Source organism: Mycobacterium malmoense (assembly GCF_019645855.1).
Classification (GTDB): Bacteria; Actinomycetota; Actinomycetes; order Mycobacteriales; family Mycobacteriaceae; genus Mycobacterium; species Mycobacterium malmoense.
In genome coordinates, this window is the sequence record NZ_CP080999.1 from 2,843,633 (window position 1) to 2,860,454 (window position 16,822).

The 16,822-nt window shown below is 64.9% G+C and carries 16 protein-coding genes and 1 pseudogene; 7 read left to right on the plus strand and 10 right to left on the minus strand.

What is annotated here, in order from left to right; all coding sequences use genetic code 11:
* Window positions 1-143 precede the first annotated feature (143 nt).
* Window positions 144-1,727, plus strand: a complete 1,584-nt coding sequence (locus K3U93_RS13215; protein WP_083011090.1) for an FAD-dependent monooxygenase — start codon at window positions 144-146, stop codon at window positions 1,725-1,727.
* Here the strand turns inward: K3U93_RS13215 and K3U93_RS13220 are convergent.
* On the minus strand, window positions 1,724-2,680 hold the full coding sequence (locus K3U93_RS13220) for a class I SAM-dependent methyltransferase (RefSeq protein WP_083011089.1): 957 nt from the start codon (window positions 2,678-2,680) through the stop codon (window positions 1,724-1,726). The genes K3U93_RS13215 and K3U93_RS13220 overlap by 4 nt on opposite strands.
* A gap of 144 nt (window positions 2,681-2,824) precedes the next feature.
* Between K3U93_RS13220 and K3U93_RS13225 the strand changes: the two genes are divergently transcribed.
* A complete protein-coding gene (locus K3U93_RS13225; RefSeq protein WP_083011088.1) occupies window positions 2,825-3,706 on the plus strand; it encodes an HpcH/HpaI aldolase/citrate lyase family protein in 882 nt (293 codons plus the stop codon).
* A 103-nt stretch (window positions 3,707-3,809) separates the two neighbouring features.
* Window positions 3,810-5,045, plus strand: coding sequence for an osmoprotectant NAGGN system M42 family peptidase (locus K3U93_RS13230; RefSeq protein WP_083011087.1), 1,236 nt, complete (start codon window positions 3,810-3,812; stop codon window positions 5,043-5,045).
* A gap of 16 nt (window positions 5,046-5,061) precedes the next feature.
* On the opposite strand, the gene K3U93_RS13235 is transcribed toward K3U93_RS13230, so the two are convergent.
* Window positions 5,062-6,015, minus strand: a complete 954-nt coding sequence (locus tag K3U93_RS13235; protein ID WP_071510739.1) for a GGDEF domain-containing protein — start codon at window positions 6,013-6,015, stop codon at window positions 5,062-5,064.
* Between the two features lie 363 nt (window positions 6,016-6,378).
* Here K3U93_RS13235 and K3U93_RS13240 point away from each other — a divergent pair, with 363 nt between their 5' ends.
* Window positions 6,379-6,609 (plus strand): DUF167 domain-containing protein, encoded by a 231-nt coding sequence (locus K3U93_RS13240; protein WP_071510740.1) that lies wholly within the window; start codon window positions 6,379-6,381, stop codon window positions 6,607-6,609.
* Between the two features lie 39 nt (window positions 6,610-6,648).
* Here the strand turns inward: K3U93_RS13240 and K3U93_RS13245 are convergent, their stop codons facing one another.
* Window positions 6,649-7,563: an alpha/beta fold hydrolase gene (locus tag K3U93_RS13245; RefSeq protein WP_230981212.1), complete on the minus strand. Its 915-nt coding sequence runs from the start codon at window positions 7,561-7,563 to the stop codon at window positions 6,649-6,651.
* A 44-nt stretch (window positions 7,564-7,607) separates the two neighbouring features.
* On the opposite strand from K3U93_RS13245, the gene K3U93_RS13250 reads away from it, so the two are divergent.
* Together K3U93_RS13250 and K3U93_RS13255 are read left to right on the plus strand one after the other, a co-directional pair.
* Window positions 7,608-8,294, plus strand: coding sequence for a TetR/AcrR family transcriptional regulator (locus tag K3U93_RS13250; protein WP_176219999.1), 687 nt, complete (start codon window positions 7,608-7,610; stop codon window positions 8,292-8,294).
* Complete coding sequence (locus K3U93_RS13255; protein ID WP_071510743.1) at window positions 8,287-9,060, plus strand: class I SAM-dependent methyltransferase; 774 nt, start codon at window positions 8,287-8,289, stop codon at window positions 9,058-9,060. Before K3U93_RS13250 ends, K3U93_RS13255 begins: the two co-directional genes overlap by 8 nt.
* Window positions 9,061-9,163: 103 nt before the next feature.
* Here K3U93_RS13255 and K3U93_RS13260 read toward each other — a convergent pair whose 3' ends face one another.
* From K3U93_RS13260 to K3U93_RS13270, 3 genes and pseudogenes are all read right to left on the minus strand, one after another.
* Window positions 9,164-9,367, minus strand: coding sequence for a cold-shock protein (locus K3U93_RS13260; protein ID WP_071510744.1), 204 nt, complete (start codon window positions 9,365-9,367; stop codon window positions 9,164-9,166).
* 113 nt (window positions 9,368-9,480) lie between these two features.
* Window positions 9,481-10,758: a DEAD/DEAH box helicase gene (locus tag K3U93_RS13265; protein WP_083011139.1), complete on the minus strand. Its 1,278-nt coding sequence runs from the start codon at window positions 10,756-10,758 to the stop codon at window positions 9,481-9,483.
* A gap of 818 nt (window positions 10,759-11,576) precedes the next feature.
* Window positions 11,577-12,143 (minus strand): annotated as a pseudogene (locus tag K3U93_RS13270) (TetR/AcrR family transcriptional regulator); the annotation flags it as partial.
* Between the two features lie 70 nt (window positions 12,144-12,213).
* On the opposite strand from K3U93_RS13270, the gene K3U93_RS13275 reads away from it, so the two are divergent.
* Window positions 12,214-12,852: an O-methyltransferase gene (locus K3U93_RS13275; RefSeq protein WP_083011083.1), complete on the plus strand. Its 639-nt coding sequence runs from the start codon at window positions 12,214-12,216 to the stop codon at window positions 12,850-12,852.
* A gap of 70 nt (window positions 12,853-12,922) precedes the next feature.
* On the opposite strand, the gene K3U93_RS13280 is transcribed toward K3U93_RS13275, so the two are convergent.
* The 4 genes from K3U93_RS13280 to K3U93_RS13295 form a co-directional block, all read right to left on the minus strand.
* Window positions 12,923-13,489, minus strand: a complete 567-nt coding sequence (locus K3U93_RS13280; protein ID WP_420915352.1) for an FKBP-type peptidyl-prolyl cis-trans isomerase — start codon at window positions 13,487-13,489, stop codon at window positions 12,923-12,925.
* Window positions 13,490-13,691: 202 nt separating this feature from the next.
* Window positions 13,692-14,816, minus strand: coding sequence for an FAD-dependent monooxygenase (locus K3U93_RS13285; protein ID WP_083011081.1), 1,125 nt, complete (start codon window positions 14,814-14,816; stop codon window positions 13,692-13,694).
* A 93-nt stretch (window positions 14,817-14,909) separates the two neighbouring features.
* A complete protein-coding gene (locus K3U93_RS13290) occupies window positions 14,910-16,184 on the minus strand; it encodes a dienelactone hydrolase family protein (RefSeq protein ID WP_139797037.1) in 1,275 nt (424 codons plus the stop codon).
* Entirely contained in the window at window positions 16,139-16,822 is a 684-nt protein-coding gene (locus K3U93_RS13295; RefSeq protein WP_139797036.1) for a TetR/AcrR family transcriptional regulator, read from the minus strand. The genes K3U93_RS13290 and K3U93_RS13295 overlap by 46 nt, the downstream gene beginning before the upstream one ends.

A 16,822-nucleotide genomic window follows, 5' to 3' on the forward strand; every position in this document is an offset into this window, starting at 1 on the left:
ATTCCCGATTACGTCGGCATTGACGCGACAACCGTCCACCGCACCGAGGCCAGGAAGTCGAAAACCATTGGCGCAAATCCCTTCCCACTCTCACCCTATAGGGCACCGGGGGGCTTGCGGCAAGACCCGGGTCGTGCCGCAGAATGGCCGACCGGTGCAGCACGTGCAGAGAAGAGAGTCGCTTGTCGTCGAAAAATGATTCGCACCGGAAGGTCGAACGACCGGCCGATCACGCGGTGGTGGTTGTCGGAGCAGGTCCGACGGGGCTGATGTTGGCCGGTGAGTTGGCGTTGGCGGGGGTCGACGTCGCCGTCGTCGAGCGGCGCGCCAACCAGGACGTCATTGGCTCGCGCGCGGGCGGTCTGCATGCGCGCACCATCGAGGTACTCGATCAGCGCGGCATCGCCGATCGGTTCCTGTCGCAGGGACAGGTGGCGCAGGTCGCCGGGTTCGCCCAAATTCCGCTGGACATCAGCGACTTTCCGACCCGGCACCCCTACGGGCTCGCGCTGTGGCAGAACCACATCGAGCGCCTACTGGCCGGCTGGGTCGGCGAGCTGGCGGTGAGGATCCATCGCGGACGTGAGGTGACGGGCATCGCCCAAGACGGCACCGGCGTCGACGTCGAGCTGGCAGGCGGCCAGTTCCTGCGGGCGGAGTATCTCATCGGGTGCGACGGCGGACGCAGCGTGATCCGCAGATCAGCCGGCATCGACTTCCCGGGGTGGAATCCGACAACGAGCCACCTGATCGCCGAAGTCGAAATGGCCCCCTTGGCGGGCGAATCGCCGGCATGGGGAATCCGCCACGACGCCCTCGGTGTCCATTCGCTGAGCATGCTGGAGGATGGCGGGCCGGCGCGGGTCATGGTGACCGAGCGGCGCCTGCAACCCGCCGGCGAACCCGCCTTGCCTGATCTGAGCGAGGCGCTCATCGCCGTATACGGGACGGATTACGGGATCCACAGTCCGACTTGGATTTCCAGGTTCACCGACGCGGCGCGACAAGCCGCGGCCTATCGTGACGGACGGGTCCTGCTGGCCGGCGACGCCGCACATGTGCATCACCCGGTGGGCGGACAGGGTCTCAACACCGGCGTGCAGGATGCGGTGAATCTGGGGTGGAAACTGGCGCAGGTCGTCAATCGGACGTCGCCCGACAGCCTCCTCGATACCTACCACGCCGAACGGCACCCGGTCGCCGCCCGCGTGCTGCGCAATACGATGGCGCAGATGGCGCTTCTCCGCCGCCCAGACGATCGCACCAAGGCCTTGCGCGACATCATGTCCGAGCTTCTGAGTATGGACGAGCCTCGCAAACGATTCGCGGCGATGATGTCCGGCCTGGACATCCATTACGACCTCGGTGAGGGACATCCGCTGCTCGGGCGCCGCATGCCCGATCTCGACCTCGCCACCGCCGATGGCCCGCTGCGGGTGTTCACCCTCCTGCACGATGCCCAACCGGTGCTGCTCAACCTCGGTGAGCCCGGCTCCATCGACATCGCCCCGTGGGCGGATCGGGTCCGGTTGATCGACGCCAAATACGTTGGCGCCTGGGATCTTCCGGTGCTTGGCACGGTCACCGCTCCCGGCGCCGTGTTGGTCCGCCCCGATGGATATGTCGCCTGGGCGGGAGACGCGACCGACCCGGGGCTCCGCGAAGCGCTCACCGCCTGGTTCGGGCGACCTGCGGCGGCAAAAGTATCGGCGTTGTCGACGGCCTAGCCGGTGAACTCCTGCTCGCTGCGCCGAGAGCTCAATTCGGCACTCAGGTAGCTAATGGCGTGCCGGAATTCCGCAAGGATCTCGTTGTCAGGAACGACAAAGCCGTAGTCGGCGTATAGCTGTTCGGTGGGGTAGTGGGTGACGTTCCAGCCGGTGGAGGTCAGGTGCTCCCCGGCTGGATGGCGTGCCCCAAGCCACACCAGTTCGGCGACGTCGATGTCCAGACCGTGCTTACGCCAAGTGGTGCGCATAGCTCGGGCGCGCTCGTCGGTGAACACGCTCATATCGGTGATGTTCTCGGTGGCCAGCCGGCTGCCCGCCGCACTGAGCGCGGTGATGTTGTCGATGAGCCGGTCCTGAGCCTCCGGTGGCAGGTAGGGCAGCAGGCCTTCAGCGATCCAGGCGGTAGGTGCGGTCGGATCAAACGCGTTGTCGCGCAAGGCCGTCGGCCAATCCTCACGCAGGTCGATGCCCACGGTGCGGCGTTCGGCGGCCGGTTCGGCTCCGATCTGGGCCAGTGTGTTGCTCTTGAAGGCAATGACCTCGGGCTGATCGACCTCGAAAATGACCGTGCCCGCCGGCCAGGGCAACCGGTAGGCCCGCGCGTCAAGCCCGGCGGCCAAGATGACGGCTTGGCGTATCCCGGCGGCGGTCGCGGCGAGGAAGAAATCGTCGAAAAACCTCGTCCGAACCGCGATCTGTTCGCGCCGCTGCTGCAGGGTCAAGGGCACGTCGTCGTCGTCATCGAGCGGGATTTGGTTGTCCAGCATGCGGGTGAAGAACGAATGCCCGACGGCACGCACCAACGGCTCGGCGAACCGGTCGTCGAGCAAGGCGTCAGGCTCGCGAGAAGCCAGCGCCCGGGACGCCGCCACCATCGTCGCTGTTGCCCCCACGCTGGAAGCCAGATCCCAGCTGTCGCCCTCGCTCCGCGCCGAACCAATTGATGACACTCGTTGCTCCTTCCGGGATTCAACCGTCACGTCGACAAGCCTATGCTGCCGTCAGCACGCACCCGCCACACGCGACGGAGACCGGTCTACGAGAACATGACGTGTCGCCCAGCGTGAACTCGAAGACAGGGAGCGAACAAGTCCATGGCAGCAGCACTGCGCCCGCGCCGATCTGCCCTCTACCTGCCCGGCAACAACGCCCGAGCGCTGGAGAAGGGGAGGGCGCTGCCCGCAGACGTGCTCATCTTCGACCTCGAGGATGCCGTGGGACCCGACGCCAAAGCCGACTCAAGGACGAGGGTGTGCAACGCGATCTCGTCGGGGAGCTACCGGCCCCGTGAGATCGTGGTGCGCGTCAACGGCCTGGGCACCGACTGGCACGAGGACGATGTGGCGGCCGTGGCCGGTTCGGCCGCCCACGGGGTGCTCGTGCCGAAGGTCGAAAACGGCGAGCAGGTCCAAGCGCTGGCCGCCACGCTCGACGCCCTCGGCGCGCCGGACTCCTTGCGACTGTGGGTGATGATCGAAACGCCACGATCTTTCCTGAGAGCCGAGGAGATCGCCTCGGCCAGCGATCGATTGGCCGCACTGGTGGTTGGCACCAACGACTTGGTGAACGATCTACACGCGCTGCACGTCGCGGGACGCGCACCGGTTGTACCCGCCTTGTCCTTGGCCGTGCTGGGAGCAAGGGCGGCCGGAAAGACCATCTTGGATGGCGTGTTCAACGACATCACCGACGAAGCCGGCTTCCGAGCCGAGGCTCAACAAGGCCGCGAAATGGGTTTCGACGGCAAAACCTTGATCCATCCTTCCCAAATCGCCCCGGCCAATGACCTATTCGGTCCGTCGCAAAAGGAGCTAGCTGACGCACGCAAGGTCGTATCGGCCTACGAGCGGGCCCAAGCCGCAGGCAACAGTGTGATAACGGTCGACGGTCGCATGATCGAGAGCTTGCACGTGCGCAACGCCCAGCGAATCCTCGCCCTTGCGGACCTCATCTCCGAAATGGAGTCCGCCTCCTAGACCGGGGAAGAGGGCGGCGCCGTCGACTTGCACCCGGATCGATAGACCAGGCCTGACCGCGCGGTAGGTTGAACGCGGTTCGGACGACCCGAGAGGAGACACCGTGGGCCAAACCGCGGGCATGGCCGAGGCCGACCGGGCGTGGATGGTCGACGCGCTGCTTGCACTGCTGCAGACCCCGAGCCCGTCGGGCCGCACGGACGCGGTGATGCAGCTGATCGGCGACATCTTCGACGACTTCGGGGTGCCGTTCTCACTGACCCGCCGCGGGGCGCTGACAGCTGAACTCCCGGGTGAGTCGGCGACCACCGACCGGGCACTGATAGTTCACGCGGACACCATCGGCTGCATGGTGCGAAAGCTCAAGGACAACGGCCGTCTCGAAATAATTCCGGTTGGGACCTTCTCGGCTCGGTTCGCCGCGGGCGCCCGCGTGCGGATCTTCTCCGACGACCCCGAAGAATTCATCACCGGAACGGTCTTGCCGCTCAAGGCAAGTGGGCACGCGTTCGGTGACGAGATCGACGTTCAGCCCACAGACTGGGAGCACGTCGAGGTCCGCGTGGACCGCAAGGTGTCCTCGCGAGAGGATCTGGTCCGTCTGGGCCTGAACATCGGTGACTTCGTCGCGTTCATCGCCAGCCCCGAACTCACCGCCGACGGCTTCATCGTTTCTCGTCACCTCGACGGGAAGGCGGGCGTCGCGATCGCACTCGCACTGGCCAAGACTTTCGCCGAGAACAAGGTGGTGTTGCCGCACCGCACCATGATCATGGTCACCATCACCGAGGAGGTCGGCCACGGAGCCAGCCACGGCCTGCCCCCGGACGTCGCCGAGCTCGTCTCGGTGGACAACGCGGTGTGCGCCCCCGGCCAGCACTCCATCGAGGACGGCGTGACGATCCCGATGGCCGATCTGCACGGCCCGTTCGACTACCACCTGACCCGCAAGCTGTGCCGGCTCGCCGAGGAGCGAGGCATCGCATGCGCACGGGACGTGTTCCGCTACTACCGTTCCGACGCCGCCGCGGCAATCGAGGCGGGCGCGGGCACCCGCGCCGCGCTGGTCGGCTTCGGACTCGACGGCAGCCACGGCTGGGAACGCACCCGCCTGGATTCGCTGGCGGCGGCGTACTGCCTGCTGCACGCCTGGCTACAGACGCCGCTGACGTTCGCCAAATGGGACGCCAAGCCGTCGGGCAGTCTGCGTGACTTCCCGTCGTCGAAGCAGCCCGCACCGAGCGAGCGGTGGGTTCCGCTGTCCCGCGGCGACTACGAAGAACCCGGCGATGCCTCGCCGGGATCGCACTGGCCGCCGTCGGAGGGCCCTCAGGCCTGAGGCGTCTGATCTGAGGTCAGTCGGCGGGCAGGCCGCGGGAGCGCTTCTCGGCGTACATGTGCTCGTCCGCGAGGCGCAAGAGGTCCTGCTCGCCGACGGCGATCCCGGCGCTGAAGCCAACCGGCCCGTCGACCTCGGCCCAGCGGTGTCGGAGCCGATCGAGGACCTGCTCGGCCTGGGCGCGATCGGCGCCGACGAGCATGAGGAGGAACTCGTCGCCGCCGATGCGAAAGACGGCGTCGTCCTTGCGGACTGACCAGCGGAGCGCATCGGCGAAGGCGACCAGGAGTTCGTCGCCGGCCTTGTGGCCGTGGCGGTCGTTGTAGCGCTTGAAGTTGTCGAGGTCGATGAGCACGACGGCCGAGCCGCTGGCGTGCGTCGACAGCCGCGGTCCGAGCGTGCTGCGGTCGAGCAGTTGGGTGAGGGCGTCGGTCTGCGCGATCTTGCGGAGCAGCGCGCTTTGCTCTTCCAGCCGGGCGATGAGCCAGGCCGGGATCTCCGCGATGAGAACCCACATGATCGCCGTCAACACCACGTTCGGCAGCGCGCCGGGGAGGGGTTTGGCGCCGCCCACGACGAACGCCACGACGCCGAGCGGGACGATGGCGAGCGCGTGGCGGGGCGGGCGGGTGAGGCCGAGATAGGCGAACGCGATCGTGATGGTGCCGGGAAATTCCCGGGTGACGTCCGAGTCAACAGCCCCGCCGAGGGCCGTGACGACAAGCGATGCCACCGGCCACCCGAGGAGCAGGGCGCGCCGCTCTTGCCAGCCGAGAAGCCAGCCGATCAACGCGGCAACCCCCGCCAGGAGTGCCGCCCCGCCGAGGAGCCAGTACAGCCGACGGTCGGCCGCGACACCGCCGACGTGCGCTCCGGCCGCGGCGTAGATGGCGAGCATCAAGAGGAACGCCGTCAGGCCGATCGCATGCCAACGCCCCACCGACGGTTGCGGGTCGACGCGCACGGACACGTGCCCAGAATAAGGTCGCGAACGACCCCGACGGCCGAAAGCGCTTCGAAGGCTAAGACCCATCCCGTCGACTCCTGGTCACACGCGGTAATCCCGATGCTCGGTTAACTCTGGCATTGCCATGTTGCGAGCGAGCGCTTGGGATCGTCACGGTACTTGGGGACGATGCTGGGCGGAAGCACGGCGGGCTTGCCACCAGGCTGTGGTCGGCCACAAGGTCGTCGAAAAACACTGTTTCTCTCTTCTACTTAAATCCTTTGCGACACAAGGCAATATATTTATTACGCAGACTTTCACCGCCAAAAACAAGCACGGCGTAATTCGGGGTGGTCGGGGAGTAGCGGTGGGGTAGCCTTACCCGGCATGAGCGACTCCGTCGTCGTCAAGGTCAAGCCCGGCAGCCGCAAGGGACCCCTTGTCGAGGTCGGCCCTAACGGTGAACTCACGATCTACGTCCGGGAGCGAGCGGTTGACGGCAAGGCCAACGAGGCGGTCATCCGGCTATTGGCAGCCTACCTTCAATTGCCAAGAGGCAAAGTCGAATTGGTATCCGGAATGACGTCCCGGCTCAAACGTTTCCGCGTGAGCCGTTGAGCAGCGTCCCGGCGGGCTTGATCACCGCCACTCTCGGAGCTAGCACGGATTCTTCGCCCAGTGCTGTTGAAGCATCGGAACGAATTCGTCGGCGCGTTCATCGGGAAACAGCAGCCGCCCGCCGGGAATGGTCACCAGGTTGGTGGTACCCGGGATCAGATCGGCGAGCCGGTGTGCCCATTTGATGTTGAAGAGGATGTCGCCGGTGCCCCAAACGATGAGCGTGGGCACCTTCAACTGACTCAGCCGCGGTCTCACCGCGGCGAGGTCGTCCGACGATATGGCTGTTATGAGTCGGGCCAAAGCCCTTGCGGCTGTTGGTGTTCCCAAGGTGGGCCCGGCGTACGCGTCGATCACCTCAGCGGGGATTTGGCGCACGTCCTGGTAGGCGATCCGCAGCACGGACCGTATCCGGCCGCGTCGGGCCGCGATGCGAGGACCGAGCCGTGCGACCAGCCCCAGGCGCGCGGCGAGCACGACCGGTTTAAACAGCGCGGGAGGGGCGTTGCCTTGGGTGTCGCAGTTCGTCAACGTGAAGGTGCACAACCTGTCGGCCAGCTCAGCGGCGGCGATTTGGGCGACCGCACCACCAGTGTCGTTGGCCACCAGATCAAAGCGATCCAATCCCAAGTGATCGCACAACTCGACAACGCGGCGCGCCAGGCCCGCAAGTGACACGTCGGCATGCTCGGGGGCGGACGGTGTGTGCCCATGACCGGGCAGATCCGGCGCGATGCACCGCCGCTGCCGCGATGCGACCGTGGAGATGACGTGGCGCCACAGCAGGCCGTTGGTGAGGAGTCCGTGGATGAAAACCGCGGGCTGGCCTTGCCCTACGTCGAGGTAACTGACCGGGCCCGACGCGGTCGTGGCGTTCTGTCGATGACTTTCTAATTCGGCGATGTCCATGAAGCGGCAGCCTTCCAACGTGGCGATACCGAAAAGATGTGACATACCCGAGGTATGTAATTCCGCTTCGGCCCACTATTCTCGTGGGTGTGGAGCATGTCAAGAGCCGCCGCGCCGAATACGCGGAGCTGACGCGGGCGGCGTTGCTCGATGCCGCCGCGCGTGCGTTCGCTGAGCGCGGCTTCGCCGCTGCTTCGGTTACCGAGATCGCCGCATCCGCGCGGGTCACGAAAGGCGCTGTTTACCATCACTTTCCGGATAAACAAAGCTTGTTCGAGGCGGTAGTGCGCGAGTATGACGAGGCCGCCCAGCAGAAGGTTTATGACGCGGTCGCCAAGCATCCCGATAGCCCATGGGATGCCGCGATGGCGGCCCTGGAGGCCACCCTTGACGTGTGCTCGGACCCGGTCGCCGGCAGGCTGATATATGTCGAAGGACCGGTCGGTCTGGGCTGGCGGCGCTGGCGCGAATGCGAAGACCACTACACCTACCGCAATGCCCGCCTCATGCTGCAGAGCCTCATCGACGCGGGCATCTACCGCGACGACATCCCGATCGACGCGATGTCGCAACTGGTGACCGGCATCGTCACCCACGCTGGCATCACGCTCGCCGAGGCATCGCCCCGCAACCGCACACGCATCCGCAGAGAACTCCAGAGGGCAATCCACCATCTTATGGACGGTCTCAGACACGCCCGTGACGGCGAGAAGACAGCATCCCCACCGAACCGTGTGCGAAGCGGGCCGGCATCACACTCGGGCGCTGATGCCTGATCCGAAGTCCCGGCGCGGCGCCCGAGCGCGATACGACCGGACCGGGCGGAGCTATTCACGCACTCGCCGGCCCGACCCGCGCATCGCTGCCGTCATCAATGAGGCGCTGCTTGGCATGGCGACGGTCGCGAACATCGGCGCCGGAACGGGATCCTACGAACCGGCAGGCACCGTCATCGCCATCGAACCCAGCCGCATCATGATCGCCCAACGCCCGCCCGATTCCGCGCCAACCGTCCAGGCCGTCGCCGAGCACCTGCCCATTCGGTCGGACGCCGTGGATGCGGCATTGGCCGTGCTGACCGTCCACCACTGGAGCGACCCCAGCCGGGGCGTCGCCGAGATGCTGCGCGTCGCCCGCCGCCGCGTGGTCGTCCTTACCTGGGACCACAACGTCTTTCGAGAGTTCTGGTTAGTGCGCGAGTACTTGCCCGCAGCCGCGCAGACCGATGCGGCCTTGGCTGTGCCAATGACGAGGCTGATATCGCGACTGGGCGAACCGAAGGTCGTGCCGATCCCAGTCCCGCACGACTGCCTCGACGGATTCGGCGGCGCCTATTGGCGAAGACCATACGCTTACCTCGACCCAACGGTCCAATCCGGAATGTCGCTATTCGCGCTGACGCCCAAACCCGCGCTGCGGGAAGGACTGTCACGACTACGCGCCGACCTTGCCAGCGGCGAGTGGGACCGCAAACACCAGCACCTCATCAACAATCAGGAACTGGATCTCGGGTACCGGGTCCTCATCGCCGAGCTTCCCTAATTCCGCGACAGGGGAACGTGAAAGCATGCCTTAAGGAGGCTAGAGACTCCAATGGGCTGGTACGAAGCAACCGCACCAGCCCACTGTCATGTATATGAGTTTCTTAGACGGCGGTGACTCCTACTGCCTGGGGTCCTTTGGCTCCTTGCTCAACCTCGAACTGAACACGCTGGTTTTCCTCGAGCGAGCGATAGCCGCTTCCCTGGATCTCGGAGTAGTGGACGAAGAGGTCCTTCGCGCCGTCGTCAGGGGTGATGAAGCCGAAGCCCTTGTCACCGTTGAACCATTTCACAGTTCCCTGTGCCATTTACTTACTTCTCTCAATCAAATGCGGATGTACCAAGAACATCCGCGGGGACAGGATAGCACGAGCGGCATCACTTATTGGAAGCGCCGTGACCCTATGCCAATCAGCGCCAATCAGCGCTGCACGCGGCCAGACCGGCGGCGCCGTCTGCGGCCGGCGGAACCCGAGCGGCGAGGCTGCGATGGACGCGACGGAGCCGTCTTCTGCGGTGCGGGAGCCCGGTAGGGCGCCATGTCGCCGGCCACCGCATGCACGGCGGCCGAGTCGACAGTGACCTCCTGTGGAGTGACACGGATGCCTGCCCGGCGCATCAGCGAATGTGTGTCCTTGCGCTGCTCGGGCAAGACGACAGTCACGACGTCACCCCGGCTTCCGGCCCGCGCCGTTCGTCCGGACCGGTGCAAGTAGGCCTTGTGCTCGGCGGGCGGATCAATGTGCACCACCAATTCGATTCCGTCGACATGTACACCGCGCGCGGCGATGTCGGTGGCTACCAACACCCGTGCCTCACCCGTGCTGAAGGCGGCGAGATTTCGGTCGCGTGCGGGTTGAGAAAGGTTGCCGTGCAAATCGACTGCCGGGACACCGGATTCGGTGAGCTGCATGGCGAGCTTGCGTGCCTGACGTTTGGTGCGCATGAACAAGATTCGGCGTCCGGTGCCGGAGGCGAGCCGATGTACCAGCTCCTTTTTGGCTTGCACGCCGGAGACATGGAACACGTGGTGGGTCATCTCGGGCACGGACGAGTTGGAGCCGTCGACAGAGTGCAGCACGGCGTCGCGCAGGAATCGGTTGACGAGCTTGTCGACGCCGTTATCGAGGGTTGCGGAAAACAGCAGTCGCTGGCCACCGCTCGGTGTGGCCGCCAGGATGCGGGTGACGCCGGGAAGGAAGCCGAGATCGGCCATGTGATCGGCTTCGTCGATCACCGTGATCTCGATCGAGTCGAGACTGATCAAGCGTTGCTTCATCAAGTCTTCAAGCCGGCCGGGGCAGGCCACGACAATATCGACGCCAGACTTTAGCGCCGCCGCCTGCTTGCCTTGCGGTACGCCCCCAAAGATTGTCGTCACACGGAGGTCGTTGACGGCAGCCAACGGTTCCAGCACCGCGGTTATCTGGCTGGCCAGCTCCCGGGTGGGGGCGAGAACCAGACCCGACGGTCGGGAGGGGCGACGCGGACGTTTGGCCAGCCCGCTGACCATAGGAATCGAAAAGGCAAGCGTCTTACCGCTGCCTGTCTTGCCGCGGCCAAGGACGTCCCGGCCGGCGAGTGTGTCGGGAAGGGTTTCGATTTGGATGGGAAACGGATGGGTGATCCCGCGGGCGGCGAGCACTCCGATGAGTGGTTCACCCACGCCGAGATCGGCAAATGTCTTGCCAGTAGTCACTTTGATGTCTTTCAGCATCGGTTGCGCCGGGTGGCGGCGAAATACGCGCGGTCGGTCGGCACAAGGTGGCGAGATTGCCGGTGGGCAAAATCGATCGCCGCGATACGAACTGCGCCGGATTCAGTGCGTCAGCCACTAGGACCAGGGCGGGCGCCGGAAGGATGAAGAAGCGTTTCACGACGTGCTGGCCATCGACTAGAACAGCCAACATTGCCCACAGCATAGCAGCCCCACGATCTAGTACGCCCTGGACCGCAGCTGGGTCGGTGCGAGCGCCCGTGTTCACTGCCTGTACAGTCGGGGTGAACCGTGTTTTAGCGGTCATCGCGAATCGTGGACGCATCACGAAAGAGATCGCGTGCGATTCGACCGTCGTCCGTCCGTTCTAAGTGCGTACGGCCGACCTCTTCATTCGTAAGGACACCGCATGGACAACTCGAACCTGTTTTCCCATCCCGTCGCACCGGAACATGTCGCGTCGCGGGAAACCCCCGGAAAACCAGTCGAACACCCGACGTTTTCGGATCGGCCTGACGCCGAGGCTGCCGTCTCTGCAACGCAACGATCGTGAACGGCCCTGCGGGCGGCTCGACGTCGCGCCCGAGCGAAATACATGGGGAGCACGTCGAAACACGTTGCGACACTGCGACGCAACAAGATCAATAAGGGATCCGTGGGGGTTGTCCGGTCCCCGTTTATTTGGCGGCCATGCGATCCTTGGGCCGAGCGCGACGGCTTGTGACTCCCGTATTCGATCCCGCCGCATCGCGCTTCTTCTGCGCCGGCGCTTGCCGTCTTGGCCAGTGATGGCAGACCAATAGCGCGCCATCGACAATGGCGTCGATGAAGGCGTCGTCGACCGATTCACCCGTTACCACCACCCGATAGTGAATCGGACCGACGAGCCATTCTGCCAGCGAGGCCACATCGGTTTCGGGCGATAACTCACCGCGGGCGATCGCACGAACGAACGGTTTCTGGTCCCGAGCCTGCTGATCATGGAGGTAGCGGGCCCGAAATGTGTGGGCGAGCCCCGAATCGTGCTGCGCCTGCCCCACGAGCGCGCGGTACACCGCGCCGGCATCGTCGACTGTGAGAAATCGGACCGTGTCGCGCAGATGCGCGCGCAGATCGGACTCGAGGCTGCCGGTATCGGGTGGCTCCAGATCCGCGGCCGCGTCTTCGAGGAACGCGTCCATCAGGACGTCCGTCTTGGAGCTCCACCAGCGGTAGACGGTCTGTTTTGCGACCCCCGCCGCCCTGGCGATCCCTTCGACGGTGACCCCCGCGAAACCCTTTTCGACGAGCAGGTCATCGGCGGCACGCAGAACGGCCTCCCGCGCGGCCTCACTGCGCCCATGCCGGTTGCCGCGATGCGGTTGCATATCTGCCACGGGTCGATCCAACACCACCTCACCCTAGACTAGACGGAACGTTCCGTCTACTCTAGCGGTTATGACCGCAACCTTGAATCAACCGGCATACGCCTCGATCATCGACCGCCTATTCGCCAATGCGCAGCTGGATGCTGAACGGCGACAGGGAGCTTCGCCGCGCGACTACTCCTTCGAAGAACGCGCGGACGCATGCCAAGACTTCTATCTCTCCGTGGCTCCCGACTCGGGCCGCCTGCTGTACAGCCTCGTCCGTGCGGTCAAACCGACGACCGTCGTGGAATACGGCATGTCGTATGGCATCTCGACACTGCACCTAGCTGCGGCGGTCCGCGACAACGGCACAGGGCACGTCATCACCACCGAGATGAGCTCCCGCAAGCTGGCGGCAGCCCGCGCAACGTTCGACGAAGCGGGAGTCAGTGACCTGATCACCATCCTCGAAGGAGACGCCCGCGCCACCCTCAAGACAGTCAGCGGCCCAGTGCAATTCGTGCTTCTCGACGGCTGGCCCGACCTCGACCTGGAGGTGGTGAAGATTCTCGAACCCGTGCTGGCACCCGGCGCACTCATCGTCGGCGACAACGTCAACCTCGACCCGGAGCATGCCTACCTCAACTATGTCCACGCCCCGGAGAACGGCTACGTCAGCACCGCGCTGCCTCTCGACAAGGGCTTGGAGCTGACCGTCCGCGTATAACTCCAGCGGGCTGCAGGAGCCCGGGGGAGTAGCGGCCCTGAGCAGTCCGGCTTCCGCTAAGCCGTCGTAGTCAGCTCGAGGCGCTGAGGACCTTGATCGCGAAGATGAGCGTGTCGCCCGGCCGGATTCCAGCGCTCGGCTGACCGTCGGGATAGCCATCCGCGGAGGTCATTGCGACGGCGACCGTCGAGCCGACCGTTTGTCCCGTGATGGCTTTCTGGAAGCCCGGCACGACTCCGCCAAGCGGGAAGTCGACCGGGGCACCCCGTTCGTAGCTGCTGTCGAACACGGACCCGTCACGTCCATTGACACCCATGTAGCACACGGATACCCGCGCCGTGCCCGGCACCACCGGTCCATCTCCGGCGTGCAGCGTATGCACCTGGGTCTGGGTCACGCTGAACGGTGTCGTCACGTTCACACGCGGAGCCGTCGTATCCGTGGACCCGGTGACCGCGATGCTGCCCGTGGTCCCGGCCAGCGTCCAGTCGGGCGTTCCACCGTTCTGCGGTGCTGCGGTTGGGCACGAACCGGCCGCGGTCGCCTTGCCCGATCCAGCGAGCGTCAGAACGATTACCGCGATACAGGCTGCGAGCGCCACGGAAAAATAGACTCGGGAGGACTTCACGGCCGTCACGCTACAGGCACTTATTGCGCCCCTCATTGGTAGCCCTGCGCTGGGCGAAGCGATGCCTTGCGGGGAGAGAGACCGCGGCCACCACCACACCTCTCCGCGTGCCGGAAGTGCGCTCACGAGTCTCCAGCCGCCGCCGCCACGACGCTGGGTCACCCCACCCATCGGGCTCATCGACTTGGGCTTGCTTGGGATTCGGGAGCGATCAGTTGTCGCGTTGCTTCTTTGCGGATGCCTCGGTTAAGGCTCGGTTGCGGGCGTCGATTTGTTCTTGGGTGGCCGGCACCAGTCGGTCGCCTCCCGGCGCCGCTATCGCCTGGATTTTGGTCGCGAGCGGCCTCTGATCGCGGTCGTATTGCTCCCATGCTTGGGTGACGTCGCCGGGGTGGTCGCGCAGTGCTTGGGCCAGAAACCATGCGCCGGTCAGGGCGAGGCTGGTGCCTCGGCCGGTCAGGTTGGAGGTGCAGTGCGCGGCATCGCCAACGAGGACGACGCGACCGCGGTGCCAGACGGGCATCTGGATCTGGCTGACCGAGTCGAAGTACAACTCCGGATCCTGGATTGCCGCGTCGATCAGTTCGGGGACTCGCCACTCGCTATGGCCGGCGAAAGCGTCGGCGAGGATCAGCTTTTGGGTGGCGAGGTCGTGGTAGTCGTAGTCAATCCAGGGCGATCGGAACATGAAGACCGCCAACGCTTTGTCGTTGTAGGCGGCGATGCCGGCCATGTGACCGGGAAAGTTGTACATCGGGTTGTTGCGTCCGGTCGGCGTGTACTCGGGCAGCGCGGCCAGTGCGATATAGAAGCCGAGATGGCGCAGGAATTGCTGTTCGGGACCGAACGTCAGCCGGCGGACGGCCGAGTGCATCCCGTCGGCCCCGACGACGAGGTCGTAGCGGTCGCGGGCGCCCGAGGCGAAGCGGATGTTGACTCCGGCTCCGTCGTCGTCCAATTCGGCGATGGATTCGCCGAACCGCAGCTCTACCGGCGAACCGAGGTGGTTGTAGAGGATGTTAGTGAGCTCTTCGCGCGGGATTTCGGTGTCGTCGGGGGAATCGTTGATCTCGTCGAAAGGTGGCTCGGCCACCACGGCGCCGTTGCTGTCGACGAACTGCACGCGTTCGCTCATGTCGATTCGACGGTCGCGGATCTGTCCGAGCACACCCATCTTGTCGGCGACGTCGAGTGCGTCGCCGCGAATGTCGATGGGGGAGCCGTTAACCCGCAGATGGTCGGCGCGCTCGACGATGGTCACGTCGTGGCCGTCGGCCCCGAGGTCGATCGCGGCGCTCAGGCCCGCGACACCCGCACCGGAGATGAGAATGCGCATTGGATTTCGCTCCTTCTGACAAGAAGACACATTTTGTAGTCAAACCGGTGATCGACCGCCACGGCACGTTCGTGGGGCCGCAGCTTGGCCGGTTTATTTGGCCGTCTGCTTGTTGAATGTTTCGTCGAGCCAGTCGAACTCGATTTGGTTTCTCCGGTTGAGGTTGTTGGCCTGGCAGTGGAGGTCGGCACCGTCGAGCGAGGTGAGGTGCACGGACGTCTTCGGGCAAGTCAAACCGTCGAAGAACTTATCTGTTGGCCCCTGCATGGTGCCGCCTTCGCCCGCGGCGGTGACGTTCAACAACGGCGTTGTCAGCTGGTCCTCAAGACCCCACAAGATCATGCCGTCCAAGAGCTTTTTGAGCTCTGTGAGCGGTTGATCTCCCACGCCGCAACGCCAACTGAAGTCGTTCAGAACATAATTACCGGTGGGGGTTGAGCCGTCGACCTGCGAGGCATCGGGGTTCTCCGGGTCGGCTCCGCAAGACATCAGGATGGTCGCCCGGCACTCAGGGACCAGTGAATTGGCGATGATCGCCTTGATGCGCTTCTCGCGGCTCACCGCCCGCGGGCCCATGGCGCCACCCCAGCTGTAGCCGGTGAACGCGAGACGCTGCGGATCGACCTCCGGGCGGGTCAGGGCGTAGTCGACCGCCGCGCCGACCGGCACCCACGTATCGGTGCGGTACACCAGCTCGGGATCGTTTAAGACCGTCCCGAACTGACCCGGCATCTCGAAGGCCAACAGGTTGTAGCCACGCTCGATTGCAGCCTTCCCGACCTGGGTGGCCACCTCTTCGTAGGTGCCATCAGCCCCACTAATCCCCAACAACGTTGGCCGCGCCGTGGTGCTGTCGTCGACCTTGAAGAAGTAGCCGGGCAGCGTCTTACCCTTCTCGTAGGGGATCGCCACCACCTCGACCGGCGTATCCCATAACTTCACCGCATTCCGGAACGCGTCTTGGCCCTTTTTCCACGTCGGCCTCTTGCGAGGGTCATTGTGGTGCAAGAAGAAATAGGCATTCCGGTAATAGCTCGCCCCCCGAAAGAACGCCTCGCGAGCGCTGACCTTATGGCCGCGCGTCAAGACATCTGCGCCGAGTGCGTCCACCCGCCCTGCGGTCGCCGCCCACTCGGTGTACCAGCTCTCGAAGAGATTGTTCTCGTCAACCCGGCGCGCAGTGGTGTAACACTCACCCACAGCGGCAGCACCGACAGCTGCCAAGCCCATGGCACGGATCAGCTGGGCATCGACGAAGGGGTGACTGAACACGTTCGGCGACCCGGGTACGGGGCGAAACACCACCACGTGGCCCGACTCGTTTATCTCAAGTTCCGGCGCCGAGGCCGTGCCTGACTGTTCGGACATGGGAGAACTCCTTTGACTGATGATTCGTCGTTGGGTGCCGGAAGCCCGGCGGCGATATCGGTGAGCGCTGCACGCAGCAGCATCGGGTAGGCAACCGGCGGATCCGCGGTCGCGTAGATGTCCATGGTGGCCTCGACCACTGCGCGAATGACGGCTGCCACCACGCGCGGATACATGTCGCGCCGCAGATCGGTTCCAGTGCGCTCGGCGATCGCTGAGGCGAACTCACCAACCAGATCCCGGGTCAGAGCACTACGAACCTCGCTGTTGGCCAGCAGCTTTCGAATCTCGGCTAGTCCGGTAGGAGTCGGCAGCGTGTTCTTGTTACCCGTCGCCTCGGCGAAGTCCTCTTCGATTGGCCCGAGCAACGCCTCGGTGATCGAGGTCCACAGCGCCTCCCCGGCGGGACGCTCACGCAACAGGGCAACACTGCGGTGCACACGCTCGGTCTGCCGATAGACCAGTGCGTCGTACTTGGTGGCGAAGTAGTTGCTGAATGTGCGCGCCGACACCCCGGCCAGCGCCGCGATGTCTTCTCGGGTGACGTTGTCCATACCGCGCTCGGAGGCCAGCCGCATCGCGGCATCAGACAACGCGCGACGGGTATCGGTTTTCTTGCGTTCTCGCAGCCCGGTCAT